We start from the raw sequence: 25,016 nt of genomic DNA on the forward strand, positions 1-25,016 counted from the left end.
ACGCATCGGCCACAACCCGATATCAACGCTCCGTGATTTCGGTATGCCACGATCCGTGACATCCGTACGGCCGCCCCTGCGGCAACCCTGCCGTCACCCCAGGCGGGCGCCGCTAACGGCCCGCTGCGGACAACAGGTCGGCCGCGAGCAGCTCCTCACTCTCCGTGCCGCCTCCCGCACGCCGGGTGCGCAGCCAGGCCCGCTTGAGCAGCAGATGCACGTCCGCCTCCCAGGTGAAGCCCATGCCGCCGTGCACTTGGAGGCAGTCGCGCGCGCCGCGCACGGCGGCCTCGTCGGCGAGCAGCCGGGCGGCCGCGATGTCGGCCGGGTCGGCGGTGACGGCGGCGGCGTAGACCGCCGCGCGGGCCACCTCCACCCGCACCAGCAGTTCCGCGCACAGATGCTTGACGGCCTGGAAGGCGCCGATCGGCTGCCCGAACTGCTCGCGCGCCCGGGCGTGTTGCACGGCCAGCTCGCACGCGCGCGTGGCCGTGCCGAGCTGCTCGGCCGCGGTGAGGAGAACGGCGACCGGATCCACGGCCGCCGTGACGCCCGCAACGCGGTGCAACGGCGTCAGCGGGTCCACCGACCGCAGCGGCACAGCCCCGTCCACCTCTCCGCACACGACGTCCGCCTCCGTCAGCCACTCCACCAGCCCGCCGGCGTCCACGGCCGCCACGACCGTCTCCCCCTCGGCCGCGCCGGGTACGCGGCCCGCCGCGAGGTGGGTGGCCACGAGCGGCCCCGGCAGCAGGGCCCGGCCGGCCTCCTCGAACGCCAACACGGTTTCCGGCAGCCCGAGTCCGACCCCGCCGTCCGCCTCGGGCAACCGCAGAGCGAAGAAACCGGCCGCCCCCAGCTCCCGCCACAGCACCCGGTCCAGCCGCCCCGGCCGGTCCACGGCGGCCCGCAGCGCCGCCCGGTCGAAGCGGCGCGCCACCAGCCCCCGCATCCCGTCCCGCAGCGCTCGCTGGTCCTCCGTCAGTCGGAAACGCATGATGTCGGGTTCACCGTCCCTTCGGCAGGCCCAGGATCCGTTCGGCCACGATGTTCCGCTGGATCTGCGAGGTACCGGCCGCGATGGTGTACGAGAGGGAGGAGAGCCGGTCGTGGACCCAGGGGCGGTCGGCGTCGAGGGATTCGTCCCCCAGGACGTCGGCGGCCGTGTCGTACAGCTCCTGGCGCGCCTGCGAGTACCTCAGTTTGAAAACCGAACCTCCGACGCCCGGCAGACCGCCCTGGGCCTCCGCCGCACTGACGTTCCACTGCGTCAGCCGCCAGAGCGCCCGGAACTCGGCGTTGAGGGCGCCCAGCCGCCGCCGCAGGACGGGATCGTCCCAGCGTCCGTTCCTCCGTGCCGCCACGGCGAGTTCGCCCAGCACGCGCCGACAGGCGACGACCTCGCCGACGAAGGCGGTGCCGCGCTCGAACGACAGCGTCACCATCGTCACCCGCCAGCCGTCGTTCTCCTCCCCCACCCGATGGGTGACCGGCACCCGCACCTCGTCGAGGAACACCTCGGCGAACTCGGCGGATCCGGCGAGGGTGCGCAGCGGCCTCACGGTGATACCGGGGGTGTCCATGGGCATGGCCAGCCAGGTGATGCCCTTGTGCTTGGGCGCTCCCGGATCCGTGCGGACCAGCAGTTCGCACCAGTCGGCGACCTCCGCGTGCGAGGTCCAGATCTTGGACCCGCTCACCACGTAGTCGTCACCGTCACGCCACGCGCGCGTGCGCAACGCCGCGAGGTCCGACCCGGCGTCGGGTTCGCTGAAGCCCTGGCACCAGACCTCCTCGCCGCGCAGGATGGGCGGCAGCCAGCGCGCCCGTTGTCCGGCCGTTCCCTCGGCGGCGATCGTCGGCCCGGCGTGCAGCAGCCCGACGAAGCCGGCCCCCACATAGGGCGCGCCCGCCTTCTCCGTCTCCTCCAGGAAGATCAGCCGGACGCCCGGCGTGGCCTGCCAGTGCACGTCGGCGTACCCGGCGTCGTACAGCGTCCGCTGCCAGCCGAGGTCGTAGGCGCGGCGGCCGGGCCAGTCGTCCGGCGACGGCTTCGGCGGGAGCGTGGGCAGCACCTTGCCGAGCCACTCGCGCAGCCGGGCCCGGAACTCCGCGTCCTCGGGGCTGTCCGCGAGATCCATGCTCCTGATCCCCCCGTTCCCTCAGTGACCTCAGTTCCCGCTGTTTCCGCTGTTTCCGCTGTTTCCGCTGTCTCTCTGCCTCTCTGCCTCTCTGCCTCTCTGTTCCTCTGTTCTTCGGCCCGGCTACTTGTCGAGGTCCAGGTCCAGCATGCGGATCGCGTTGCCCCGCATGAGCTTGTAGACCGTCTCGTCGTCCAAACCCTTGACGTGGTCGAGGGCGACCTCCTTGGTGTGCGGGAAGGTCGAGTCGACGTGCGGGTAGTCGGTCTCGAAGGTCGCGTTGTCGCGCCCCACGACGTCCAGGGACGCGACCCCGTGCTTGTCGCGGAAGAAGCAGCAGAAGATCTGCCGGTAGTAGTACGTGGACGGCGGCTCCGGGACGAGATCCCTGACCCCGCCCCACGCGCGGTGCTCCTCCCAGACGTCGTCCGCCCGCTCGAGGGCGTACGGGATCCAGCCCATCTGGCCCTCGGAGTAGGCGAGCGTGAGGCGCGGGAACCTCACCAGGACCCCGCTGAAGAGGAAGTCCATCATCGAGGCCATCGCATTGTTGAACGAAAGGGACGCCTGGACGGCCGGCGGTGCGTCCGGCGAGGCGGCCGGCATCTGCGAGGACGAGCCGATGTGCATGTTGACGACCGTCCCGGTCTCCTCGCACACCGCGAAGAACGGGTCCCAGTAGCCCGAGTGGATCGACGGCAGCCCGAGATGGCTGGGGATCTCGGAGAAGGTCACCGCGCGCACCCCGCGGGCCGCGTTGCGCCGGATCTCGGCGACCGCCAGGTCGATGTCCCACAGCGGGATCAGGCAGAGCGGGATGAGCCGCCCGCCGCTGTCCCCGCACCACTCTTCGACCATCCAGTCGTTGTAGGCGCGCACACAGGCCAGCGCGACCTCCTTGTCGTGCGCCTCGGCGAAGGTCTGCCCGCAGAAGCGGGGGAAGGACGGGAAGCAGAGAGAGGCCTCGACGTGGTTGAGGTCCATGTCCGCCAGCCGCGCCTTCGGGTCCCAGCAGCCGCGCCGCATCTCCTCGCGGGTGATGCCCTCCAGCGTCATCTCGTCACGGTCGAAGCCGACGGCGGCGATGTTGCGCTTGTACGGGAACTTCAGGTCCTCGTAGATCCACCAGTCGGTCGGCTGGCCGTCCGGGTCCATCGTGATCCGGTACTTCCCGGCGACGTAGGCGAGCTCGCCGATCCCTGCGGTGAGCGGCTGCGGCCCCCGGTCCCGGTACTTCTGCGGCAGCCAGGTCGCGAAGAGGTGCGCGGGCTCGATCACATGGTCGTCGACGCTGACGATGCGCGGCAGTTCGGTGCTCACGGCTTCCCCTCCGCCTGGCGGAACGCCAGTTGTCCGATGGACGTGTCCCGGCAATCTGATGACGGCTGACAGATGACGACCGACGGACGACGGCTGTCTCATGACGACCGACGGATGACGGCTATCTGATGGACCGTCAGGTCATCCCTCCCCAGCAGGCTAGCTCCGACCCCCTGGACCGACAAGGCGACCGGCCCTACGCTCTGCCAAAATCTGACAGTCCGTCAGTTACGCCAGGGGGCAGATGTGAACGACACCGCCACCGCCCACGAGCTGAGCGCGTCCCGCACCCTCTGGGACCTGCTCGTCCGCCGCGCCGACCGCACCCCCGGCCGCCGGGTCCTCCTCCAGGACGACCGGGCGCTGACCTTCGGAGAGCTGCGCCAGAGGGCCGAGCGGGTCGCCGCCGGGCTGTACGACAGGGGGGTACGCCCCGGCACGGTCGTCGCCTGGCAGCTGCCCACCCGCCTCGAGACGGCCGTCCTGTCCTTCGCGCTGGCCCGCCTGGGGGCGGTGCAGTCGCCCGTCATCCCCTTCTACCGTGATCGCGAGGTCGGCTTCGCGCTGCGCGAGTCCAAGGCGGAGTTCTTCGCGGTGCCGGGCGTCTGGCGCGGCTTCGACCACACCGAGATGGCCCGGCGGCTGGGCGCGAAGGGCGTCTTCGAGGCGTACGACGAGCTGCCGGACGGAGACCCGGCCGTGCTTCCGCCGCCGCCCGCCGAGGGCACCTCGGTGCGCTGGATCTACTGGACCTCGGGCACCACCTCCGACCCCAAGGGCGTGCTGCACACCGACCGGTCGCTGATCGCGGGCGGCTCCTGCCTCGCCCACGCGCTGCGCCTCACCTCGGACGACGTCGGCTCGATGGCGTTCCCCTACGCGCACATCGCCGGCCCCGACTACACCGTCATGCTGCTGCTCTACGGCTTCCCGGCGGTGATGTTCGAGCACTTCGCGCTGCCGGACGCGCTGGAGGACTACCGGCGGCACGGGGTGACGGTCGCGGGCGGATCGACGGCGTTCTACTCGATGTTCCTCGCCGAGCAGCGCAAGCGGCCCGAGGCGCCCCTGATCCCCTCGCTGCGGCTGCTCGCGGGCGGCGGGGCGCCCAAGCCGCCCGAGGTGTACCACGCCGTCGTACGCGAGATGGGGGTGCAGCTGACGCACGGGTACGGGATGACCGAGGTGCCGATGATCACCATGGGGGCGCCGGACGACACCCCGGAGAACCTCGCGACGACGGAGGGCCGGCCTCCGGAGGGCATGCGGATACGGGTGGTGGAGGGCGAGGTGCGGCTGCGCGGCGAGGCCGTGTGCCAGGGGTACCTGGATCCCGCCCAGACGGCCGAGGCGTTCGACGCGGAGGGATTCCTGCGCACGGGCGATCTGGGGCACGTGACGGACAGCGGGCATCTGGTCCTCACCGGGCGGCTGAAGGACGTGATCATCCGCAAGGGGGAGAACGTGTCGGCCAAGGAGATCGAGGACCTGCTCGCCGCACACCCGGCCGTCGGGGACGTGGCGGTGATCGGCCTGCCCGACGCGGAGCGCGGGGAACTGGTGTGCGCGGTGGTGGAACGGGCGCCTGGGGCCGGGGAGCCGTTGACGCTCGAGGCGATGAGCTCGTATCTGCGCGCGGCTGGCCTGTCGGTCCACAAGTTGCCGGAGCGGCTGGAGTCGGTGGACGCCCTGCCCCGCAACGAGACGCTGCGCAAGGTACTGAAGTACAAGCTGCGCGAGCGCTTCTCCCGATGAAGCCGCCTGGGCCCGAGTGCCGTCCCGGTGACCGCTGGTCGGCCACGCCCTGATCGGGTGACCGCTGCCGACTGCGCGCCGCTCGGACGACCGTTGGCCGGATGGTCACCGCCGGCTGCGCGCTGCTCCGGCGACCACTGGTCGGCTGCGCGCCGCGCGGGTGACCGCTGGTCGGCCGGACGTTATTCGGCGATCGTGAAGTAGCGGGCGAAGGCGGGGACGATCTCCGCCTCGCCGACCTTGCCGTCGGCGTCGGCGTCGAGGACGGCGGCGGCCCCCTGGGCCACCTCTTCGGGCGCTCCGAGCGCCCTGAGCACCCGTACGGTGTCCGCGACCGTGGCCCGGCCGTCGCCGTCGGAGTCGGCGATGTCCAGGGCCGCGTGCAGGAAGGGGCGGGCGATCTCGGCGAACCGCTCCGGGTTGTCGCGCAACCGCTTGACCGCGCCGTTCACGAACTCGTCCCGGGTGATGCGCTGGTCGCCGTCCCGGTCTGCGATGCCGGCCATGCCCTGCCAGAACGCCTCGGCTCCCGCGTACAGCGCCTGCCCCTTGTCGGACCGGGCCGCGGTGCCGAACTCCGCGAGCAGCGCCTTGGCCGCCGCGCCGAAGTCCGACCGGTCGATGTAGCCGTTGCCGTCCTGGTCGAAGGTGGCGAACCGGGCGGCGATCCTGCGTTCGTACTCGCTGCTGACCATGTCTTCTCGGGCCGCCTTACGTCATCGCGTGGAGATGTGGCTGGGAATGGTTCCGGCAGGGAGCGTACGACGCCGGCGACTCCCGGGCATCGGGAAAGCGACGCCTGTCCCGAGACCGGGTGAATTCCGGGACGGGGATGTAGCGGAGCGGGGGCCTTCGCCGGACCCGCGCGGACCTACGCCGAGAGCGGTTCCGTTCCCTCGTCCACGGCGGCCGCGAGGTCCCCGTAGACGTCGAAGAGGCGGCGGACACCCAGCGCGCCCAGCACCCGGTTGACGTGTGAGCCCTCCGCCGCGCCCCGCGCGGGAAGTATCAGGCGCAGGCTTCCCCGGCAGGAACGGATCAGGCGGCGTGAGGCGATGAGCACGCCGACGCCGCTGGAGTCGCAGAAGTACACCTCGGAGAGGTCGAGGACGAGACTGTGGCGACCCTCGGCCACCTCGTCGTGCACTTTCTGGCGCAGCACCGGCGAGGTCATCAGGTCCAGCTCGCCCGACACATGGAGCACGGCCCATCCGCCCTGCTCCCCGCCGGTCACTTTGAAGGCCACCACCACGCCCTTCGCTCGCTGTAACTCGCGGAAAACGGAAGCCGTCCCTTCGCTTCCTTGCAGCGCGGCTGCCCAGCGGCCGTGCCCCGAAACGCCGACGGAAAAACAGAAACAGAGAGAAAGAGGCTTGTTCCAGTCGCATCCCGTCCGGTTCGATCCTTATCTGTCGGGTAGGCGCCGCCCATACCACCCCCTCACGGACAGGGGGCGCACATTGAAACAAAGGGGCGTGCGTTGTCGGACGTGCCGACTACATTCGAGGTGACGGTGGACGCACGCTGGACACACGCACAGGCAGAGACACGCACACGGGGGAGGGGGCCGCATGGCGAAGAAGGACGCACCGCCCCGCTGGGACCGCAAGATGCAGCAGCGGCTGGCACGCGGTGAGGCGGCCGCCCTCGGCGAGCTCTATGACCGGTTCGCTTCGCTCGTGCACGGCCTCGCCCACCGCGTGCTCGGAGATGAACGCGCGGCCGACGGCATCACCCGCGAGGTCTTCGCGCATGTCTGGGAGAACCCCGACGCCTACGACCCGAAGCAGGGTCCGCTGCGCACCTGGGTCGCCGCGTTGACCCACCGCCTCGCCGTGCAGCGCCTGCGCACCACCGAGACCGCCGCGCTGGCCGAGGCCGGCCCCGGCTCCGCCGAGGCGACCGAGGAACTGGAACGCAGGGTGCGGCACGCCTCGGTCGCCGCCCGCGCCGACTACATCGTCCAGGCCATGCCCGCCCCGTTGCGCGCCGCCCTGGAACTGGCCTACTTCCAGCGGCGCGACTACCGCCAGACGGCGGCCGACCTCGGCGTCACCGAGGACGAGGCGCGCCGTCGGCTCCGCCTCGGCCTCCAGCTGCTGTCCACCGCCCACGACGCCGCGGCTCCCGGGGCGCCGCCGGGGTACGGCGGTGCGGCATGAGTGGCGAGAACGTGTTCCCGTCGCCCGAAGACGGCGGAGACGAAGAGGACATGAGGAACGACCAGCGGACGAACCCGCAAGAGGCCGGGGCAACGCCATCCGGTGACGACGCCCAAGCAGACGACAACGGCAACGGACCGAGCGGCTCCGGCGACGGCAGGCCCGCCGACGACGCCTCCCGCGACGGCGGCTCCGGCGACGGCAGGCCCGCCGACGACGCCTCCCGCGACAGCGGCTCCGGTGACGGCAGGCCCGCTGACAGCGTTTCCCGTGGCGGGGACGGCATGTCTCCGGCTCGCGGATCCGGCCGCGCGCCGCGCATCCCGCTCCCCCGCGCCTCCGTGGAGGACGGCGGGCTGCCGCTGCCGCCGGCGGAGCCCGCCGGTCCGGGCCCGCTCACGCTCGAGCACCCGGTGCTGAAGTCCCTGCTGGGCGCCTGGGCGCTGGCGGCCTGCTCGGCCGAGGAGACGGCGGCCGTCGAGGAGCACCTCGGCGACTGCGGAGCCTGCGCCGACGAGGCACGGCGGTTGCGCGAGGCGGTCGGTCTGCTCCAGCGCCCGGAGAGCCTCGACCTCGACCCGGGCCTGCGCACCCGTGTCCTCGACGGCTGTCTGGACCGGCGTCCGCCCCGCATCCCGGTGCCCGTCTGGGCTGCGTCGTACGACGCCGAGACCGCGCGGCTGGACGCCCTGCTCCAGGACTTCGGGGACGCCGAGTGGCACGCGCCGGTGCGGCTGCGCTGGTTCCGCGGCGAGGGAGCCACGAGCCGCCGGACCACCGTCGCGGGAGTCATCGCCCACCTGCTCGCCGTGGACGGGCTGGTGGCCGTCGCCCTGGGCCTCGACGACCCGCTGACCCCGTTCGCCACCGGCGACAGGCCGGGCGCGGCCGCCGAGACGGACCGGACGGACCGGACCGACGACATGGGCGGGACGGACGAGACGGACCGGCCGGACGAGACCGTCGGACGGGACGGGTCGCACCGTTCCGGCAAACCGGTGGACACTCCGGCCCGGCGCACCGAGTCGTTCTGGGCGGGCTCGCACTTCCCGCCCACCCGCTCGGTGCGCGGCCCCTGGCGCGAACAGACCCACGCCCTCGTACGGACGGTGTCCTTCACCGGCGGAGGCCCCGGCACCATGCCGGTGTCGTACGGCGGCTTCGAACTGCCCCTGCGGGACGCCATGCTGGACCGGGCCTTCGAGTGCTGGGTGCACGCCGAGGACATCGCGGACGCGGTGGACTACCCCTACGCGCCGCCCGCCCCGCGCCACCTGCACGGCATGATCGACCTGGCCGCGCGGATGCTGCCCGAGACCCTGGCGGCCCGTCGCCGCGCCGGACTCGCCGCTCCCTCGCGCACCCGCCATCTGGTGACCGCTGGCCGCCCCGGGCGCAGCCTGCGTCTGGAGATCGAGGGTTCGGGCGGCGGCCAGTGGCTGATCCCGCTGGACTCGCCGGGCGCCGTGGGCTCAGCCGACCACGAGGTGGCCCATGTCGCCCTGGACGACGTGGAGTTCTGCCGTCTGGCCGCCGGTCATGTCTCCCCGGAGGAGGCCGCGGCGGGGCAGCTCGGCGACCGCGAGGCCATCAGGGACGTCCTGTTCGCGGCGGCGTCGCTGAGCCGGATGTAGCCGACAGGCGCCGGAGCGGCAGGATGCAAGCGCCCGTGTGCCGGGCGCCTGTGCCGGGCCTGGCACAGGGGCCCGGTGCCTGGGGAAGGGAGCGGGGGGCGAGGGGGCGGGGCAGGGAACTTCGGCGGGGCCGCGCGACGGCTGCGCCCCGGCTACGCGAAGACGACCGTACGTCGCCCGTTGAGCAGGATCCGCCGCTCCGCGTGCCACTTCACGGCCCGTGCCAGCGCCTGGCACTCCACGTCCCGCCCGACGGCGACGAGCTGGTCCGGCGTGACGCCGTGCCCCACGCGCTCGACCTCCTGCTCGATGATCGGCCCCTCGTCGAGGTCGGCCGTCACATAGTGCGCCGTCGCCCCGATCAGCTTCACGCCCCGCGCATGCGCCTGGTGGTACGGCTTGGCGCCCTTGAAACTCGGCAGGAAGGAGTGGTGGATGTTGATGATCCGGCCACTGAGCTGCTTGCACAGGTCGTCGGAGAGGACCTGCATGTAGCGGGCGAGGACGACCAGCTCGACGTCCTGCTCCCGCACCAGCTCGAGCAGTTCCGCCTCGGCCTGCGCCTTGTTCTCCCTCGTCACCGGGATGTGGCGGAAGGGGATGTTGTACGAGCCCACCAGCTCGGCGAAGTCGGTGTGGTTGGACACCACGGCCGCGATCTCCACCGGCAGCGCGCCGATGCTCGCGCGGAACAGCAGGTCGTTCAGGCAGTGCCCGAACTTGCTGACCATGAGGACGACGCGCATCTTCTCGTCGGCCCGGTTGATCTGCCAGTCCATGTGGAAGGAGTCGCCGATCGCCGCGAAGCTCGCCCGCAGCTTCTCCACGGTCACCGGCGGCTCGGCCGAGAAGTGGACGCGCAGGAAGAACAGGCCCGTGTCGTGGTCGCCGAACTGCTGACTGTCCTCGATGTTGCAGCCGGTCATGAAGAGGTAGCTCGACACGGCGTGCACGATGCCCTGCTTGTCGGGGCAGGAAAGGGTGAGGACGTACTGGTCGGCGGCGGTCGCCGCGGCTCGGGTGGGCTGCGCGTTCATGCCCGACAGGGTCGCACACCGGCCAGCGCCGTGGGCAATCGTCCCGCAGGACGGAACACGGCGTCCGCCCCCTTACCCCGGTCCCGCTCGCGGCCTGCCCGGCCTACGCGGCCCGCGTCATGATGCGCAGCACCTCGAGGGTGCGCGGCGGGGCGTCGGCGTCGTCGCCGTCACTGGCCGCCATCCGCACGTGTGCGTCCCGCGCCGCCCGTACCGCCTCCGGCCACGCCTCATGGTCGACGTACGCGGAGACCAGGGCGTCCGGCCCGACCTGGTGCATGATCCGCAGCACCCGCAGCACGGCGGTGTCCACGAGGGCCGCCTCCTGCGAGTCGCGGAAGATCGTGCCGACGTACTTCTCGGCGGACCAGTTGTCGAGCCAGGTGTCCTCGACGAGGCGGTACACGGCGTCGGTGACGTCCCCGTACCCCTCGACGCCGGCCAGCCAGACGTTCTGCTGGAACACCGGGTCGGAGAGCATGTGCAGCGCGGAGCGCACATTGCTGCGCCAGCGCCACCACGGCATGTCGTTGAGTGGCATGCCGCCCATGGTGGAGGAGCGACGGCCGCGACGGGAAGAGTTCTCCGAACCTTGCACGGTCGTAGATCGTACGTTTCCCCGTCCCGCGCACCTCGGGTGCCCCTGCAATTCACCTTGCCGTCACCGACCGTCGACCGTGGGTCACTCCAGGGTTAGTGATGTGACGGAATGGTGTGTGTCCATGACCGGCAAGCGACGCACATCAACGCGAAGCACCTTCCTCCCCAGGTCCTTCCGCTTCACCAGGTCCGTCAGAGCGACCGCCCTCTCGGCGGGTGCCCTGGCCGCCTGTGCGTCGCTCGCCGTCGGCTGCGGGGTCGTCCCCGGTGTCACGGGGGGTTCCGGGGACGGCCCGGTCGTCGTCATGACCTGGGCGCCCGAGGGGACGTCCGCCACCAACAAGCCCGGCATGCCCGCCTTCGCCCTCGCCTACGCCCGCTGGATCAATGCGAACGGTGGGCTGAACGGCCGTCAGCTCAAAGTCCTGACCTGCAACGACCACAACGACACGGTGTCCGCCGCGGCCCTGCGCGCGGCGCGCCGTCAAGGAGCACGCGGTCGCCGTGGTCGGCTCCTACAGCCAGCACTCCGACGCCTTCCTCCCGCACCTGGAAGGCGCCGGCATCCCCTACATAGGCGGCTACGGCGTCACGAACGCCGAGTTCACCAGCCCGCTGTCCTACCCGGTGAACGGCGGCCAGCCCTCGCTGCTGGCCGGTCTCGGCAAGGAGCTCGGCGCGACCTGCGGCCCTGTCTCCCTGGTCCGCCCCGACACCATCGCCGGCGACGCGCTGCCCCCGATGCTCAATGCCGGACTGACCGCCGGCGGGCACGGCAAGGCCGAGGACCAGCGGGCGCCGGAGGACGCGACGGAGTACTCGACGCAGGCCGAGGCCGCCATGGAGAACGCGACCGGCGGGAAGGCGGGGGACGGCAAGGGGTGCGTGGTGACCGCGCTCGGGGACCGCACCGCCACCTTCATGGACTCCTTCCGGCGCACCCGCGACGACTACCCCGACGTCCGTGCCGGCACCGTCCTCGGCAGCGTCGACCAGACGGTGATCAACGCCGCCGGCGCCGCCGCCGGCCCCTTCGAGGGGGCCTACGTCACGGGCTGGTACCCGGTGACGAGCGACCCCGCCTGGGCGCCGATGAAGACGGTGATCAGTGAGGAGGCGTTCTCGGACACCCGTATCGACCCCACGGACACCGGTGTGCAGACCACCTGGATCGCCTACACCGTGTTCCGGCAGGCCGTGGAGTCGCTGGACGGCGGCGAGGTGACCGCCCACTCCGTACGGGGCGCCCTGGACGACGGTCTGGAGATCACCACGGGCGGACTCACGCCGACGCTCCGCTGGGAGTTCACCGACCAGCTCGCCTCCATCGGCTTCCCCCGCCTGGTCAACGCCGAGGTCACCCTCCAGGCCGTGCGGGAGGGCCGGCTGGTGGCCGCCAAGAAGGGCTTCGTGGACGTGACGAAGACGCTGGAGAAGGCGGACGTCGACTGACCCGCCCGGGGGCCTGCCCCGCCCGGGGGCCTGCCCCGCCCGGGGGCCTGCCCCGCCCGGCGGAACAGAGCCGAACCGGCCCGCTCCGACCGCCCTCGCGACGGCCCTCCCCGACCGCCCTCGCGACGGCCCGCCCGGACCGCCTTCGCGACGGCCCCGGTCCGCGTGCACGGCTGCCCGCGTCCGGAACCGTCCGTCCGAACCGTCCGCGTCTACAACTGGACGGGCTGGCGCTCCGTGAGGCCGTAGGTCCGCGCGATCTTGTTCCACAACTTGGCGGCCTGCGTCTTCTCGGAGCTGGCGGTACCGCTCGCCCGGTTGCCGGCCTGGGTCTCGGAGGTCGTCCGGGCCGAGCCCTTCTTGCAGCTCTTGTTCTTGTTGCCGGCGACCTGGTCGGCCCAGGCCGCGTAGTGGTTGTCGGCGGACGCGGACGCCTGCCACGCCTTGGTGAGCGCGGTGGTCAGCGCCGTGTGGTCCGGCAACTGGTCGACCTTCAGCGCGGACAGCCTGGTGACCAGTTCGGTGCGCTGTTTCGCAGCGTCCCGCAGGTCCGCGGAGGCCTGGGCGAGGTTGCCGCACGCCTTCACGTCGGCCACCGCGCTGATCACACTGGCCCGGCTGCTGCCGCTGTCCGCGAGCAGCTTGTCGAGTTCGACGGCCTGCTGCTCGGCCGCGCCGGTGGACGCCGACGCGGACCCCTCGGCCGCGGGGGACGACGCGGCGACGGTCTTGTTGTCGTCGCCCTCGCCACCTCCCCCACCCGCCAGCAACGCGCCCGCGCCGACGCCGACGACCGCGAGGGCCACGCCGACCGCCGCGAACAACGGCAGCCGCGAGCCGGTACGGCCTCCCCGGCCGCCGCCGTCGCCCCGCGCCCCGCGCCGCCCGCCCGCCGCCGGGTCACCGGGCGGGGTGTAGCCGGGCTGCGGGGAACGGGCGGCGGGCCCGGCGCCGTAGCCCGGCGCGCCACCGTGGCCGCGACCGGGACCGGGGGCGTCCGGCTCGGAGAAGCGCGGGAGCTGCTGGGTGGACCCGGCCGGGCTGTCGCTGCCCGGCCCGCTGCGGAAGAGGTTCTCGAACTCGGCGGGCGGCTGCCGGTCCCCGTCGGCCTGCGCGGCGACGGGCGGGATGTACTGCGTGGGCTCGGAGTCGGAGTACGTCCCGGGGGCGGGCATCGGCCCCGGTCCGTTCTGCGGGGTGCGGCCCAGGTACCGGGTCGACTCGGCCGGGACCTCGGGCGGCAGCGCGCCCGGTGCGACCGGCGGTATGTACTGCGTCGCTCCCTCGTCGACGGGGGCGGCGGGGACGGGCGGCAGGTACTGGGTGGCGCCCTCGTCGGCGGCACCGGGCGCGGCGTACGCCGACGGGTACGGGCCACGGCCGTCGGCGGCCGGGTCGGCCGGGACCGGCGGCAGGTACTGGGTCGCGCCCTCGTCGGCGGCACCGGGCGCGGCGTACGCCGACGGGTACGGGCCACGGCCGTCGGCGGCCGGGTCGGCCGGGACCGGCGGTATGTACTGCGTCGCGCCCTCGTCGGCGGAAGCGGGGGCGGCCGGCGGCAGGGGTGCGCCCGGAGCCGGTGCGCCCTCCGGCGGGAGCGGACCGGCGCCCGCCGGGGTGCCGCCGTTCCACGGGTCAGGCTGTCCGCCGTTCCACTGGGCCTGTGGCTGGTGCGGGTACTGCTGCTGGTGCTGCTGCTGGTGTCCTTGGTCCGTCCGGCCCGGCCCGTCCGCCTGGTCCGCCGGCTGCGGCCAGCCCGGGGCGGGCTGCCGCGGGGCGGACTGCTGCCCGCCGGGACCCCAGGGGTCGCCCCACGTCTGTCCCCCGGCCGGCGCCTGCTGCCCGTACTCGGGCTGCCCCTGGGGCGGGTGCTGACCCTGGCCGTGCTGTCCGTAGTCCGCGTGCCCGTAGTCCGGTCGCCCGTACTGCTGCTGCCCGTACTCGCCCTGGCCGTACTCGTCCTGCCCGTACTGCTGGGCGCCGTACTGCTGGGCGCCGTACTGATCGGACTGCCGGCCCGGCGGCGGTCCGGGTGGCGGTCCCTGGCGGGGCGCCTGCCGCGGTGCGTTCGTCGTCATTCCCGGCAGCAGGGGTTCCCCGCCGTCGGAGGGCAGCACGATGCCTTCGCGCGCGGGCTGCGCCGAGGGCTCCTCACCCTGTCCACTCTGCGTCACCGGGACTCCTACGAATGGGGGACCTTCGGAATCGTCGGCTCACGCTACCGGGTCCCCGGAACCCCGTGCCACGCAGCTCAGATCGTGATCTCCCTGCCACCGGGTTCGGCGGTGACATCGGTGACGGATCAGGAGCGCCGTGCGCTGTATCCGTCCCTCCTTCCGCGCAGCAGTGCCGTTTCCCGCGTGTTCACGCGGCGGCGCCCCGTCCGTTCACGCCGCGGTCTTCAACTCCAGGCGCGCCCCGAACTCCCTTACCACCGACTCGTCCCGGAACGGTTCCAGGCGTTGCTGGAGGTCCTCCAGGTACTCCGCGCCGCGGTTGGAGCGGAGCGTCTCCAGAAGCTCGACCGCCTTCAGCCCCGTGTGGCAGGCCTGTTCGATCTCGCGCTGCTGCACCTGCGCGGTCGCCAGCAGGACGTAACCGATCGCGCGCCGGCGCGCACGGCTCTCCGGGTGCCCGGCCAGGGACTGTTCGGCGCAGCGCGCCGCCGCCTCGGCCTGGCCCAGGTCGCGGTGGCAGTGCGCCAACTCGTCGGCCAGGTAGGCCTCGTCGAAGTGGGCGATCCACGCGGGGTCGTCCCCGGTGGAGGAGTCGGCCGCCTCCAGCGCCGACACGGCGCGCCCGGACGCCGCCTGCGCTCCGCGCGCGTCTCCGAGCAGTGCGTGGCCGCGCGCCTCCGCCGCGAGGAACATCGCCTCCGCACGCGGCGTCACCCGTCCCCGCGCTCCTTCCTGCGCCGCGCGCGCCAACTGCGCGATCTCCCGCGGGTTTCCGAGCTGTGCGGCGAGGTGGCTCATGGAGGCGGCGAGCACGTATCCGCCGTACCCCCGGTCGCCCGCCGCCTGGGCGAGGCGCAGGGCCTGGATGTAGTAGCGCTGGGCGAGGCCGGGTTGGCCGGTGTCGACGGCCATGTAGCCGGCCAGCTCCGTCAACCGGGCCACGGCCGCGAAGAGTTCCCGGCCCACCGCTTCCCGGTAGGAGCCGGCCAGCAGCCCCGAGACGACGCTGTTGAGGTAGTGCACGACGACCGGGCGCACATGCCCGCTGCCGTACTGGTGGTCCAGGTCGACGAGCGCCTGGGTCATCGCTTTGACGGCCGCGACGTCGGAGACGCCCACCCGTGGCCCGGCGGACCGCGCCACCTGCGCGTCGGGCGAGGAGATCAGCCAGTCGCGGCTGGGCTCGACCAACGCCGAGGCGGCCACGGACGAACCGGAGAGGAAGTCGCGTCGGCCCACGTCGCTGCGCCACAGTTCGCAGACCTGCTCGATGGCCCCCAGTACCGTCGGTGAGAACTGCAGACCCACGCCCGAGGCGAGGTTCTTGCCGTTGGCCATGCCGATCTCGTCGATCGTGACCGTACGGCCGAGCTTGCGGCCCAGCGCCTCCGCGATGATCGCCGGTGCGCGGCCGCGCGGCTGCTGTCCCCGCAGCCAACGGGCCACGGACGTCTTGTCGTAGCGCAGGTCGAGACCGTGCTCGGCGCCGCACATGTTGACGCGGCGGGCGAGCCCGGCGTTCGAGCACCCCGCCTCCTGGATGAGCGCCTGCAACCGTTCGTTCGGCTGCCGGGCGACTAGCGGCCTTGCGGCCATGGGCACTACCCCCTGTGGCTGCGGTGACCGGGACGGCGGGTGCCCGTCCACACACCGAGTTGACGTGTCTTCCACCGAAAAGTTCCGGCCGAGAAGATCAATGCCCCACAGCTGCAGCGAAAATGCGAGGCATGTGAGGATTGCCGTGACTTGCTGAGGAATACAGAGAATTGCCGGTTAAACGGCGGAAGCCCGCCCCCTCTCCCTGGATACCCGCTCCCGCGCCCGTTCCTCCCGCGCGCCCCCACTCGTGCACCCATGCGCCCCGGACGCGGAATCGATGCTCCTCCCCCGCGCAATGGGGCGGGCGTAACCCCTGGTGACGGCTAGAGTTGTGTTCATCGTGGAAGACACCATCGCGGGCGCCGAAGCCACTCAAATCCCGAAGCAGCGCGGGGAATCGCTGCTCGAGACCGCTGTTCGCTACGCCGAGGAACGTCATTGGGACGTGTTCCCCGGCACCTGGCTGGAACCCGTCGACGGAATGCAGCGCTGTTCCTGCGGCGACGGCGCGTGTGCGGCGCCGGGCGCGCACGCCGCGCGCCCTGACTGGGCGACCCAGGCCACCGGCAGCGCGACGGTCGCGCGGCGGATGTGGCAGAAACAGCCGACCGCCTCGATCCTGCTGCCGACCGGGCGTACGTTCGACGCGATCTCCGTTCCGGAGACGGCCGGGTTCCTCGCGCTGGCGCGGATGGAGCGGATGCAGTTGACGCTCGGTCCCGTCACGTTGACGCCGGACCGGCGGATGCACTTCTTCGTGTTGCCGGGAGCGTCGGCGAAGGTGCCGGATCTGGTGCGCAAGCTGGGCTGGTCACTGGGCGCACTCGATCTTCTGACGCTCGGCGAGGGCATGTACGTCGCCGCTCCGCCCACACGGTTCGGGTCCCGGGGCGCCGTGCAGTGGGCATGCCGGCCCACCGCCGCGAACCGGTGGCTGCCGGACGCGGAGGAGTTGATCTCGCCGCTCGCCTACGCGTGCGGGCGGGATCGCTAGCGGCGGCCCCGTGAGGGCGCTTCCCTGGCCGTAGGGTTCGTGCATGACGTCCGTACGCGTGCGTAACCTCTGGAAGCGGTTCGGGCAGCAGGTCGCCGTCGCCGGGATCGATCTCGAGCTGCCGTCCGGGAAGTTCATCGGGCTCGTCGGGCCGAACGGCGCCGGGAAGACCACGACCCTGTCGATGGTGACCGGCTTGTTGCGGCCCGATCAGGGGTCCGTCGAGGTGGTCGGGCACGACGTGTGGCGCGATCCCGTCGAGGTGAAGGCACGGATCGGCGTGCTGCCGGAGGGGCTGCGGCTGTTCGAACGGCTGTCGGGACGTGAACTGCTCGCCTACAGCGGCCGGTTGCGGGGGCTGCCGGGCCCCGAGGTCGACAAGCGGGCCACTCAGCTGCTCGACGTCCTCGATCTGGCCGGGGCCCAGCACAAGCTCGTCGTCGACTACTCGACCGGCATGCGGAAGAAGATCGGGCTCGCCTCCGCACTGCTGCACAACCCCGAAGTGCTCTTCCTCGACGAGCCGTTCGAGGGCGTCGACCCGGTGTCCGCACAGATCATCCGGGGCGTGCTGGAGCGGTACACGGCGTCCGGGGCGACGGTTGTCTTCTCCTCCCATGTCATGGAGCTCGTCGAGTCGCTGTGCGACTGGGTGGCGGTGCTGGCGGCGGGACGGATCCGGGCGCACGGGACGCTGGAGGAGGTGCGGGGGTCCGCACCCTCCCTTCAGCAGGCGTTTCTCGAACTCGTCGGGGCACAGGGCCGGGACACCGGCTCCGACCTCGACTGGCTGGGCGGCTGGGCGGCCCGGTGAGCGAGCCGACCTCCCCGCCGGGCCTCGTCCCCACCGTCGTACGGCTGAAGCTGTCGCTGCTGCGCAACGGGCTGCGCCAGTCGGGCGGGCGGCGGGCCGCGTACGTCGCCTCCGCCGTCGTCACCCTGCTGTTCGCCGCGCTCCAGCTGCTCGGGCTGATCGCGTTGCGCGGGCACGACCACGCCGTGTCGCTGGTGGTGCTCCTCGTGGCGGTGCTGGGGCTGGGCTGGGCGGTGATGCCGCTGTTCTTCCCCAGCGGTGACGAGACCCTGGACCCGACCCGGCTGGTGATGCTGCCGCTGCGGCCCCGGCCGCTGGTGCGGGCGCTGCTGGCGGCCTCGCTGGTGGGCATCGGACCGCTGTTCACGCTGCTGATGCTGGTGGGGTCGGTGGTGTCCGTGGCGCACGGGGCCGCCGCCTGGGCGGTGGGCGTCCTCGCCGTCGTCCTCGGGCTGCTGGTGTGCGTGGCGCTCGCCCGGGCCGTGGCCGCCGCCAACATCCGGCTGCTGACCAGCCGCAGGGGACGCGATCTCGCGGTGCTCAGCGGACTGGTCATCGCGATCGGGGCGCAGGTCGTCAACTTCGGGGCGCAGCGGCTCGGGGCGTCGGGTCTGGGGCAGCTCGATCCGGCGGCGGACGTGCTGCGCTGGCTGCCGCCCGCCTCGGCGATCGGCGCGGTGGACTCGGTGAGCGAGGGTGCGTACGGGTCGGCCGCCGCGCAGATCGCCGTCAGCGCGGGCGCCCTGGTGCTGCTGGTGCGGATGTGGACGCGGAGCCTGACGCGGTTGATGATCTCGCCCGACGGTTCCACCCTCCAGGCGGCGGAGCCGGCCGCGCGGGAGCGGCGGAGCTCGGCGGGGCTCGGGCGGCTGCTGCCGGGCGGGCGCACCGGCACGGTGATGGAGCGGGGCCTGCGCTACATCTGGCGCGACCCGAAGACGAAGGCGGCCTGGGTGACCTCGCTGGCCATCGGGCTGATCGTGCCCGTCTTCAACGCCCTGCAGGGCACCGGCTCGATCTACTTCGCCTGTTTCGCCGCCGGAATGCTCGGCATCCAGATGTACAACCAGTTCGGCCAGGACACGTCCGCGTTCTGGATGGTCGCGATGACGATCTCCTCACGCCGGGACGCCTACGTCGAGTTGCGCGCGCGGGCGCTGGCCCTGCTGCTGATCACCCTGCCGTACGCGACGCTGGTGACCGTGCTGACGACGGCGATGCTCGGCGACTGGTCCCGGCTGCCCGAGGCGCTGGGGCTGTCCCTGGCGCTGCTGGGCGCGATGCTGGCGACGGGCGCCTGGACCTCGGCCCGCTTCCCCTACTCGATTCCGCAGGAGGGCTACAAGAACGTGGCTCCCGGTCAGGCAGGTCTGGCCTGGATCGCCATCTTCGGCGGGATGGTCTCGGCGGCCCTGCTGTGCGCGCCCGTCATCGCGGTGACGATCTGGCTGCACATCACCGAGGGCGGGGACTCCTGGACGTGGCTGCTGCTGCCGGGGGGCGCGGTGTACGGCGCGGCGATCACGCTGCTGGGGCTGCGCCTGGCAGCTCCCCGGACGGCGACGCGCCTCCCGGAGATCCTGACGGCGGTGAGCAAGGGCTGACCGCCCGCCCGCCGGACCGCCCGCCCGCCGGGAGCGACCGGCCGCCCGGCCTCGAAGGGCTCCGCCGCTGAGTCCGAGGGTCCGTCGGGCTGAGTCCGAGATCCGGCGGGCGCAGGAGTGCTCGGCGGGGGTCACAGGGCTCCGGACCGTGAAGCGGGCGGGGAGCCTCACGGCGGTTCGGGGCTCAGGGCTTCGGGGCGTCGGGCGCTTGGGGGCGTCAGGGCGCTTCGGGGGCGAGTACCGCGTCGAGGAACGGTTCGATCGCCGTGCGCCACCCCTCCGGCTGGTCGTAGTGGACGAGGTGCCCGGCGTCGGCGACCTCCGCGTACGCGCCGCGCGGCAGGACCCGGACCATCTCCTGGGCCTCGGCCCGGCCTAGCTCGCCGTCCAGGCCGCGCACCACGAGCGCCGGGCACTGGACCTGGGCGAGTTCCTCCCAGTGCGCGTCGTGGACCCAGGTCTCGCGGGACTTGAGCATCTGCTCGGGCTCGAACACCGGACGCCAGCCGTCCGGCGACTCCTGCATCACCTCGGCGTAGAACTCGCCCCGGGACGGGTTCGGGCGCTCCACCCACGGGTCGTCCTCGCCGAACCACTTGCGGACGTCGGCGAGTGTGGCGAAGGGGGCCGGCCAGGACTTGAACCAGTCGCCCCACTCGCGCTGCGAGGCCGCTCCCAGCGCGGAGGCCCGCATGTCGCAGACGATCAGGCCCTGCACCAGGTCGGGGCGCTTGGCGGCGAGCTGCCACGCGGTGAGCGCGCCCATGGCGTGGCCGATGAGAACGGCGGGGGCGAGACCGAGCTGTTCCAGGGCGGCTTCCGCGTCCTCGACGTAGGCCTCGCGGGTGAAGGCGGCCTCCGACGACTTCGCGCTCTGGCCGTGGCCGCGCTGGTCGAGGGCGACCGCGCGGTGCCGCTCGGAGAGCCAGCGGGCGGTGGAGGCCCAGTGCGAGGCCCGGCCCATCAGACCGTGCAGTAACAGGACGCCCGGCCTGCTTTCGGCGTCGTCGTCGATGGACCCGGCGGGCCTGCCCCCCTCCGGCTTCCGCACGGACTGGGGCGGAATCACGGCCTCCGTCACCGCTGTCGCCGGGTCGCCCTTGGGCGGATCACCGAACTCCCAGGCGGCCAGGCGTACGCCGCCCGCCCCGGTCACGTCGATGCGTCGCGCCATAGGTCCTGGCACCCCCTAGCCGTCGTACCACTGCGCTTCCGATGCCTTCGTACTGCCTTCAATCACCCGCAGGCTATCGAATGGCCTTTCGAGAAATGCACTCTCCGCGCACAACACCCCTCGTTCGAGTGACCACACTCAAGGAATGATCCCCGCCGCCGAGGGGAGACCTTCATCGGGAGGCGGACCGCTCGGGGAAATCGGTCCGCGGGGAATGACCCTGAGAGCTCGGGGCTCCGGGTCAGTACAGGGGAGGACAAGCCCCGGTGCCGTACGGCACCGGGGCTCTCCACTGCTCCGCGGCACGGCATCCGGCCCCCCTCAGGTCATATGCCCCACGCGACAGCCTGGCACGTGAAGCGCCGGAGCGCTGCGATTCGACACAGGGAATCTGCGATTCGACGAGATCGACGGACGACCTCAACTTCCCCATGCCCCACAGGAGTTGAACAATGCTCAGGGTTTTCGCATACGACCGGCGATCGCCCCGACGACGTCCCGCGCCCGCCGCGACGGAGCTCAGCGCTTGGCGACGAACACGTGGGACGCGACGTCCGACTCCAGCTCGGCCGCCTCGCCGCCGCTGCCCACCAGGACACCGCCCGCCGACTCCGTCACGCTCACCACCGAACCGGGTTGCACGCCCGCGCGGCGCAGGGTGTACATCAGCTGCGCGTCCGTCTGGATCGGCTCGCCGATGCGGCGTACGACGACGGTCTTGCCCTCCAGGCCCGGGTCGAGGTCGGCCAGCGAGACCATGCCCTCGTGCAGGAACGGGTCGGCGCCGTCCTTCTCGCCCAGCTCCTCCAGGCCCGGGATCGGGTTGCCGTACGGCGACTCGGTCGGGTGCCGCAGCAGCTCCAGCACGCGACGCTCGACGGCCTCGCTCATCACGTGCTCCCAGCGACAGGCCTCGGCGTGCACCTGCTCCCACTCCAGGCCGATGACGTCGACGAGGAGACACTCGGCGAGGCGGTGCTTGCGCATCACGCGCGTGGCCAGCCGGCGGCCCTCGTCGGTGAGCTCGAGGTGCCGGTCGCTGGCCACGGAGACCAGGCCGTCGCGCTCCATGCGCGCCACCGTCTGGCTGACCGTCGGCCCGCTCTGGTCGAGGCGTTCGGCGATCCGGGCTCGCATGGGCACTACGCCTTCCTCTTCCAGCTCGAGGATGGTGCGGAGATACATCTCCGTGGTGTCGATCAGTCCGGACATGTGTGCCCCTCGATTAGCTCTGCCGAAGGCTGGACGGCTCTCCGGCGCGTGCGCTGGCCCTGACTCAATTCTGCCGGATACCACTGACAAGCGTGCCGCGCCGTGGGAACGGGGCGGTTACATCGGGGCGCGCACCCCTGCCGCGAGGCCGGCCGCCGCCCCGGTCGCCCCACCGTCACCGGGCGTATTGACAGCGCACTGGTCCAGACCGCACGGTGATCCGCGACACGGACACCCGCTAGGGCAAAGGGGCCCCCGGATGAGCGACCGCAAGCTCGCCGCCCAGTTCTTCGACGCCGCGATCGCCCTGCTCCAGCGGGCCCGCGACGAGGAGGCCGAGTCCGTCGAGGCGGCCGGCACGCTCCTCGCCGACACCGTGGCCGCCGACGGCCGCCTGTTCGCCTTCGGCGCCGGACACTCCTCCCTCGCCGCCCAGGACGTCGTCTACCGCGCGGGCGGCCTGGCCCTGATGAACCTGCTCGCCGTCCCGGGCGTGGTCGGCGTCGACGTCACACCCGCCACTCTCGGCTCGGCCCTGGAGCGCGTCGGGGGCCTCGCCGGCGCCGTCCTGGACACCTCGCCCCTGCGCGCGGGCGACGCCCTCGTCATCGTCTCGTTGTCCGGGCGCAACGCCCTGCCCGTGGAGATGGCCCAGCACGCCCGCGCCCTGGGCGTCCGCGTCATCGGCCTGACGTCGGTGGCCTACGCCGCGCAGACGACGTCCCGGCACGTCTCCGGAACGTTCCTGAAGGACCACTGCGACGTCGTCCTCGACTCGAAGATCGCGGTCGGCGACGCCGAGCTCACCCTGGACACCGTCCCGGCTCCCTTCGCCCCCGCCTCCACGGTCGTCACCTCGGCCCTCCTCCAGGCCGTGATGGCCACTGCGGCCGGCGTCCTCGCCGAGCGCGGCATCGAGCCCCCGCTGCTGCGCTCCGGCAACGTCGACGGCGGCCACGACTGGAACGGACGGATCATGGAGGAGTACCGGGACCGGATCTTCTACCGCCACTGAACGGCGCCGCCGGCGCCAAGCGGCCCGGGGACCACCTCCCGGCCTCCCGCCGCGCGGTCAGGCGCCGTCGTCCCGGCCCGTCGCCCGGGCCGCGTCGGTCAGATCGGCGAGGTCCAGGGCCGCGGCCATCCGGCCGGCCACGTCCTCGGCGTAGGTCGCGTCGGAACGCTCGAAGGCCGTACGGCCGCCGCCGCGGAGGAACGTCACGACGCCGAGGGTGCGGCCCCGGCTGCGCAGCACCGCGCACAGGGCGTGCACCGTGTCGTCGGGCCACAGGCGCGCCCTGGCCCACTCCCGCGCCTCGTCGGACGGCGCGGAACCCACCCCGGCCCGCACCGAACCGGCCCGCGCCACGCACTGCAGCGCGGGGTGCGTCTCGCCGTAGCGGAGGGGCAGGCCCGTGTGGCCGGTGAGCGCGCTGGGGCCCGGCCCGCCCGACGGGGTGGCCGCGACCCGCATCAGCCTCGGCGGCCCGGCCCCCTCCGCGTCGGCCGTGGCGCCCCCCATCACCCGGTCGACCAGGGCGTGGTCGGCGAATCCGGCGAGCGCGAAGTCGAGGTGCACGGTGGCCGCCTCGGCGGGGTTCTCGCACTCGGCGGCCGCGCGCGCCGCCCGGTGCAGCTGGTTGGTGCGGAAGCGCAGCAGCGAGGCCTCCTGCTCGCCCTGCTTGGCCTCGGTGACGTCCTGGAACATCCAGCCGACCCCGAGGGGCACCGGCTCCTCGGCGAGCGGCGAGGCCAGCCGCAGGAAGCCGCTGCGCCAGCAGCGCCGCTTCTCGCCCTCCGGGGTGCGCACCCCGACCCACAGCTCGGCGGGGGCGGGCGGAGCGCCCTCGGCGAGGACGTGCGTCAGCGCGTTCTCCAGCTCCTCGACGCCCTGGGTGAGCAGGTCGCCCAGGGGCCGGCCCAGCGCGGCCGTACGGCCCGTGCCGAGCGCGCGGGCGGCGTGTGCGTTGACGACGGCGGGGCGCAGGTCGGCGTCGACCAGGACGACGCCCCAGGAGGCGTCCTCGAAGAGGGCCTCGCTGAGCGCGATCGAGCGCTCCAGGTCGATCTGGGCGTGCACCTCGCTGAAGGCGAAGTACAGCCCCGCGGGTTTGCCGTCGGGCCCGCGCACGGCGGCGGACTGGCTGCGCACGAGGACACGGCCGCCGTCCTTGGTCAGCAGCGCGAACTCGTGGACCTGACGGCCCGGCGCGTGCATGGCGGACATCAGCCGCCCCTCGATGTCCTCGGCGTCGGCCTCGCGCACGGCCCACCCCGCGAAGCCGTGCCGGCCGACCGCCTCGGCGGCGGTCCATCCGAGGATGCGCTCGGCCTCGCGGTTCCAGTGGGTGACGATGCCGTCGCCGTCGAACGCGCAGAGCGCCGCGTCCATGCCGTCGAGCAGCGCGGCGAGGAGATCGGTGCCGTCCGGACCGACCGGACCGGCCGCCTCCGCGCCTTCCGGGGGCGTGGGACCGTCGCCGCCCGGCCGCTCCGGCTCGTCCGGCCCGAGCTCGTCGGTGGTCCCACTACGTCGGGAAGCACTCACCTGGACCCCCTGGCAGGTTCGCTCACTTGCCCTCATTCAACTCGAACGTGACGCAGCCCACATATGGTTCCCGCAAGATTGCAGAGGAATCGTTGTATCGCGCCCCGGCCTTGCGGGGCAGGAGCCGCAGGTCGACCCATTCCGCCGTCCCGCCGTCGAGCACGTACCGCTCGACCTCGACGAAACCGCGCGCCCGCGCGAAGCGCAGGCCGTCCTCGTTGACGGCCAGCACGCACGTCTCCACCACCCGGGCGCCTAGCACGCGCGCGCGGGCGAGAGCGTGGTCGTACAGGGCGGCGCCGTGGCCGCGCCCGCGGTACCCGGGCAGCACGCGCGCGATGACGGTCGCCACCGCCTCCTCGCCCTCGGGCGGCCGCACCGTCGAGCAGCCGACGAGGACGTCACCGGCGTAGGCGTTCTCCAGCCGGTAGCGGCCCGCGCGCTCGCGCACCTCGTCGAGGGACATCGCGGCCGGCGGCACGATCGTGTTGTGGACGTACCGCCACTGCTCGAGCGCGGCCTCACCGGCCACGGGCTCGGTGCGCAGACGAAGACCAGTCACGCGAGCAGGGAATCGCCTCCCGGTCCGCCGAGTCAACATCCGGGAAAAAACACTTGAGCGACCGGGGACGGGTTCTTAGGGTGGGCCGTACCGAAGGAAAGGAGGTGGTCCGAAGCATGTATGCACACCGGACGTCGGAGGTGGCTGCGGGCTAGGGCCCGTCGCCCACTGAGTGCGGTGCCGGACCAGCGTGTGTGAGTTGCACGCAACCGGCCAATTCAACGCAGTCAC

Annotated in this window: 20 protein-coding genes and 1 pseudogene; 8 read left to right on the forward strand and 13 right to left on the reverse strand. The window is 72.6% G+C overall.

Going from position 1 to position 25,016, the window contains the following annotated elements; all coding sequences use genetic code 11:
* Nucleotides 1-112 precede the first annotated feature (112 nt).
* From QF030_RS19425 to QF030_RS19435, 3 genes are all read right to left on the reverse strand, one after another.
* The gene (locus QF030_RS19425) at nucleotides 113-997 is read right to left on the reverse strand and encodes an acyl-CoA dehydrogenase family protein (RefSeq protein ID WP_307163940.1); all 885 of its coding nucleotides are present in this window, start codon (nucleotides 995-997) and stop codon (nucleotides 113-115) included.
* Nucleotides 998-1,007: 10 nt separating this feature from the next.
* On the reverse strand, nucleotides 1,008-2,141 hold the full coding sequence (locus QF030_RS19430) for an acyl-CoA dehydrogenase family protein (RefSeq protein WP_307163941.1): 1,134 nt from the start codon (nucleotides 2,139-2,141) through the stop codon (nucleotides 1,008-1,010).
* Between the two features lie 123 nt (nucleotides 2,142-2,264).
* A complete protein-coding gene (locus QF030_RS19435) occupies nucleotides 2,265-3,461 on the reverse strand; it encodes an amidohydrolase family protein (protein WP_307163942.1) in 1,197 nt (398 codons plus the stop codon).
* Between the two features lie 246 nt (nucleotides 3,462-3,707).
* Between QF030_RS19435 and QF030_RS19440 the strand changes: the two genes are divergently transcribed.
* Nucleotides 3,708-5,216 carry a class I adenylate-forming enzyme family protein gene (locus tag QF030_RS19440; RefSeq protein WP_307163943.1) on the forward strand — a complete coding sequence of 503 codons (1,509 nt, stop codon included), beginning with the start codon at nucleotides 3,708-3,710 and terminating at the stop codon, nucleotides 5,214-5,216.
* 182 nt (nucleotides 5,217-5,398) lie between these two features.
* Here the strand turns inward: QF030_RS19440 and QF030_RS19445 are convergent, their stop codons facing one another.
* Nucleotides 5,399-5,911: an EF-hand domain-containing protein gene (locus tag QF030_RS19445; RefSeq protein ID WP_307163944.1), complete on the reverse strand. Its 513-nt coding sequence runs from the start codon at nucleotides 5,909-5,911 to the stop codon at nucleotides 5,399-5,401.
* 176 nt (nucleotides 5,912-6,087) lie between these two features.
* Entirely contained in the window at nucleotides 6,088-6,468 is a 381-nt protein-coding gene (locus QF030_RS19450) for an STAS domain-containing protein (RefSeq protein ID WP_307163945.1), read from the reverse strand.
* Nucleotides 6,469-6,787: 319 nt separating this feature from the next.
* Between QF030_RS19450 and QF030_RS19455 the strand changes: the two genes are divergently transcribed.
* Together QF030_RS19455 and QF030_RS19460 are read left to right on the forward strand one after the other, a co-directional pair.
* Nucleotides 6,788-7,378 carry an RNA polymerase sigma factor gene (locus QF030_RS19455; protein ID WP_307163946.1) on the forward strand — a complete coding sequence of 197 codons (591 nt, stop codon included), beginning with the start codon at nucleotides 6,788-6,790 and terminating at the stop codon, nucleotides 7,376-7,378.
* A gap of 284 nt (nucleotides 7,379-7,662) precedes the next feature.
* Entirely contained in the window at nucleotides 7,663-9,012 is a 1,350-nt protein-coding gene (locus tag QF030_RS19460; RefSeq protein WP_307167625.1) for an anti-sigma factor family protein, read from the forward strand.
* A gap of 152 nt (nucleotides 9,013-9,164) precedes the next feature.
* Here QF030_RS19460 and purU read toward each other — a convergent pair whose 3' ends face one another.
* The gene (purU, locus tag QF030_RS19465; protein ID WP_307163947.1) at nucleotides 9,165-10,049 is read right to left on the reverse strand and encodes a formyltetrahydrofolate deformylase; all 885 of its coding nucleotides are present in this window, start codon (nucleotides 10,047-10,049) and stop codon (nucleotides 9,165-9,167) included.
* A 103-nt stretch (nucleotides 10,050-10,152) separates the two neighbouring features.
* A complete protein-coding gene (locus QF030_RS19470) occupies nucleotides 10,153-10,599 on the reverse strand; it encodes an SCO4402 family protein (protein WP_307167626.1) in 447 nt (148 codons plus the stop codon).
* 172 nt (nucleotides 10,600-10,771) lie between these two features.
* Here QF030_RS19470 and QF030_RS19475 point away from each other — a divergent pair.
* A pseudogene (locus QF030_RS19475) lies at nucleotides 10,772-12,101 on the forward strand (ABC transporter substrate-binding protein).
* 212 nt (nucleotides 12,102-12,313) lie between these two features.
* Here QF030_RS19475 and QF030_RS19480 read toward each other — a convergent pair.
* Both QF030_RS19480 and QF030_RS19485 read right to left on the reverse strand, forming a co-directional pair.
* Nucleotides 12,314-14,275, reverse strand: coding sequence for a hypothetical protein (locus QF030_RS19480; RefSeq protein ID WP_307163948.1), 1,962 nt, complete (start codon nucleotides 14,273-14,275; stop codon nucleotides 12,314-12,316).
* 213 nt (nucleotides 14,276-14,488) lie between these two features.
* Entirely contained in the window at nucleotides 14,489-15,874 is a 1,386-nt protein-coding gene (locus QF030_RS19485) for a transcriptional regulator (RefSeq protein WP_307163949.1), read from the reverse strand.
* A 334-nt stretch (nucleotides 15,875-16,208) separates the two neighbouring features.
* Between QF030_RS19485 and QF030_RS19490 the strand changes: the two genes are divergently transcribed.
* Genes QF030_RS19490 through QF030_RS19500 form a run of 3 tightly spaced genes read left to right on the forward strand, consistent with a single transcriptional unit; the run spans nucleotide 16,209 to nucleotide 19,289 of the window.
* Nucleotides 16,209-16,871, forward strand: a complete 663-nt coding sequence (locus QF030_RS19490; RefSeq protein ID WP_307163950.1) for a bifunctional DNA primase/polymerase — start codon at nucleotides 16,209-16,211, stop codon at nucleotides 16,869-16,871.
* A 43-nt stretch (nucleotides 16,872-16,914) separates the two neighbouring features.
* Entirely contained in the window at nucleotides 16,915-17,685 is a 771-nt protein-coding gene (locus QF030_RS19495; RefSeq protein WP_307163951.1) for an ABC transporter ATP-binding protein, read from the forward strand.
* Complete coding sequence (locus QF030_RS19500; RefSeq protein WP_307163952.1) at nucleotides 17,682-19,289, forward strand: transporter; 1,608 nt, start codon at nucleotides 17,682-17,684, stop codon at nucleotides 19,287-19,289. The genes QF030_RS19495 and QF030_RS19500 overlap by 4 nt, the downstream gene beginning before the upstream one ends.
* A 217-nt stretch (nucleotides 19,290-19,506) precedes the next feature.
* On the opposite strand, the gene QF030_RS19505 is transcribed toward QF030_RS19500, so the two are convergent.
* On the reverse strand, nucleotides 19,507-20,463 hold the full coding sequence (locus tag QF030_RS19505; RefSeq protein WP_307163953.1) for an alpha/beta fold hydrolase: 957 nt from the start codon (nucleotides 20,461-20,463) through the stop codon (nucleotides 19,507-19,509).
* A 519-nt stretch (nucleotides 20,464-20,982) separates the two neighbouring features.
* A complete protein-coding gene (locus QF030_RS19510; protein WP_307163954.1) occupies nucleotides 20,983-21,675 on the reverse strand; it encodes a metal-dependent transcriptional regulator in 693 nt (230 codons plus the stop codon).
* Nucleotides 21,676-21,934: 259 nt separating this feature from the next.
* Here QF030_RS19510 and QF030_RS19515 point away from each other — a divergent pair, with 259 nt between their 5' ends.
* Nucleotides 21,935-22,690, forward strand: a complete 756-nt coding sequence (locus QF030_RS19515; protein ID WP_307163955.1) for an SIS domain-containing protein — start codon at nucleotides 21,935-21,937, stop codon at nucleotides 22,688-22,690.
* A 57-nt stretch (nucleotides 22,691-22,747) separates the two neighbouring features.
* On the opposite strand, the gene QF030_RS19520 is transcribed toward QF030_RS19515, so the two are convergent.
* Both QF030_RS19520 and QF030_RS19525 read right to left on the reverse strand, forming a co-directional pair.
* Nucleotides 22,748-24,259: a PAS domain-containing protein gene (locus QF030_RS19520; protein ID WP_307163956.1), complete on the reverse strand. Its 1,512-nt coding sequence runs from the start codon at nucleotides 24,257-24,259 to the stop codon at nucleotides 22,748-22,750.
* Nucleotides 24,246-24,785: a GNAT family N-acetyltransferase gene (locus QF030_RS19525; protein ID WP_307163957.1), complete on the reverse strand. Its 540-nt coding sequence runs from the start codon at nucleotides 24,783-24,785 to the stop codon at nucleotides 24,246-24,248. Before QF030_RS19525 ends, QF030_RS19520 begins: the two co-directional genes overlap by 14 nt.
* Nucleotides 24,786-25,016: the final 231 nt, after the last annotated feature.

It is taken from the genome of Streptomyces rishiriensis, assembly GCF_030815485.1.
Classification (GTDB): domain Bacteria; phylum Actinomycetota; class Actinomycetes; order Streptomycetales; family Streptomycetaceae; genus Streptomyces; species Streptomyces rishiriensis_A.

What these genes read in the sequence shown, in the direction of transcription:
- QF030_RS19495 (WP_307163951.1), top strand. Translation starts at nt 16,915, where the DNA reads ATGACGTCCGTACGCGTGCGTAACCTCTGGAAGCGGTTCGGGCAGCAG.
- purU (WP_307163947.1), bottom strand. Translation starts at nt 10,049, where the DNA reads ATGAACGCGCAGCCCACCCGAGCCGCGGCGACCGCCGCCGACCAGTAC.
- QF030_RS19470 (WP_307167626.1), bottom strand. Translation starts at nt 10,599, where the DNA reads ATGGGCGGCATGCCACTCAACGACATGCCGTGGTGGCGCTGGCGCAGC.
- QF030_RS19460 (WP_307167625.1), top strand. Translation starts at nt 7,663, where the DNA reads ATGTCTCCGGCTCGCGGATCCGGCCGCGCGCCGCGCATCCCGCTCCCC.
- QF030_RS19445 (WP_307163944.1), bottom strand. Translation starts at nt 5,911, where the DNA reads ATGGTCAGCAGCGAGTACGAACGCAGGATCGCCGCCCGGTTCGCCACC.
- QF030_RS19510 (WP_307163954.1), bottom strand. Translation starts at nt 21,675, where the DNA reads ATGTCCGGACTGATCGACACCACGGAGATGTATCTCCGCACCATCCTC.
- QF030_RS19515 (WP_307163955.1), top strand. Translation starts at nt 21,935, where the DNA reads ATGAGCGACCGCAAGCTCGCCGCCCAGTTCTTCGACGCCGCGATCGCC.
- QF030_RS19520 (WP_307163956.1), bottom strand. Translation starts at nt 24,259, where the DNA reads ATGAGGGCAAGTGAGCGAACCTGCCAGGGGGTCCAGGTGAGTGCTTCC.
- QF030_RS19425 (WP_307163940.1), bottom strand. Translation starts at nt 997, where the DNA reads ATGCGTTTCCGACTGACGGAGGACCAGCGAGCGCTGCGGGACGGGATG.
- QF030_RS19455 (WP_307163946.1), top strand. Translation starts at nt 6,788, where the DNA reads ATGGCGAAGAAGGACGCACCGCCCCGCTGGGACCGCAAGATGCAGCAG.
- QF030_RS19485 (WP_307163949.1), bottom strand. Translation starts at nt 15,874, where the DNA reads ATGGCCGCAAGGCCGCTAGTCGCCCGGCAGCCGAACGAACGGTTGCAG.
- QF030_RS19430 (WP_307163941.1), bottom strand. Translation starts at nt 2,141, where the DNA reads ATGGATCTCGCGGACAGCCCCGAGGACGCGGAGTTCCGGGCCCGGCTG.
- QF030_RS19505 (WP_307163953.1), bottom strand. Translation starts at nt 20,463, where the DNA reads ATGGCGCGACGCATCGACGTGACCGGGGCGGGCGGCGTACGCCTGGCC.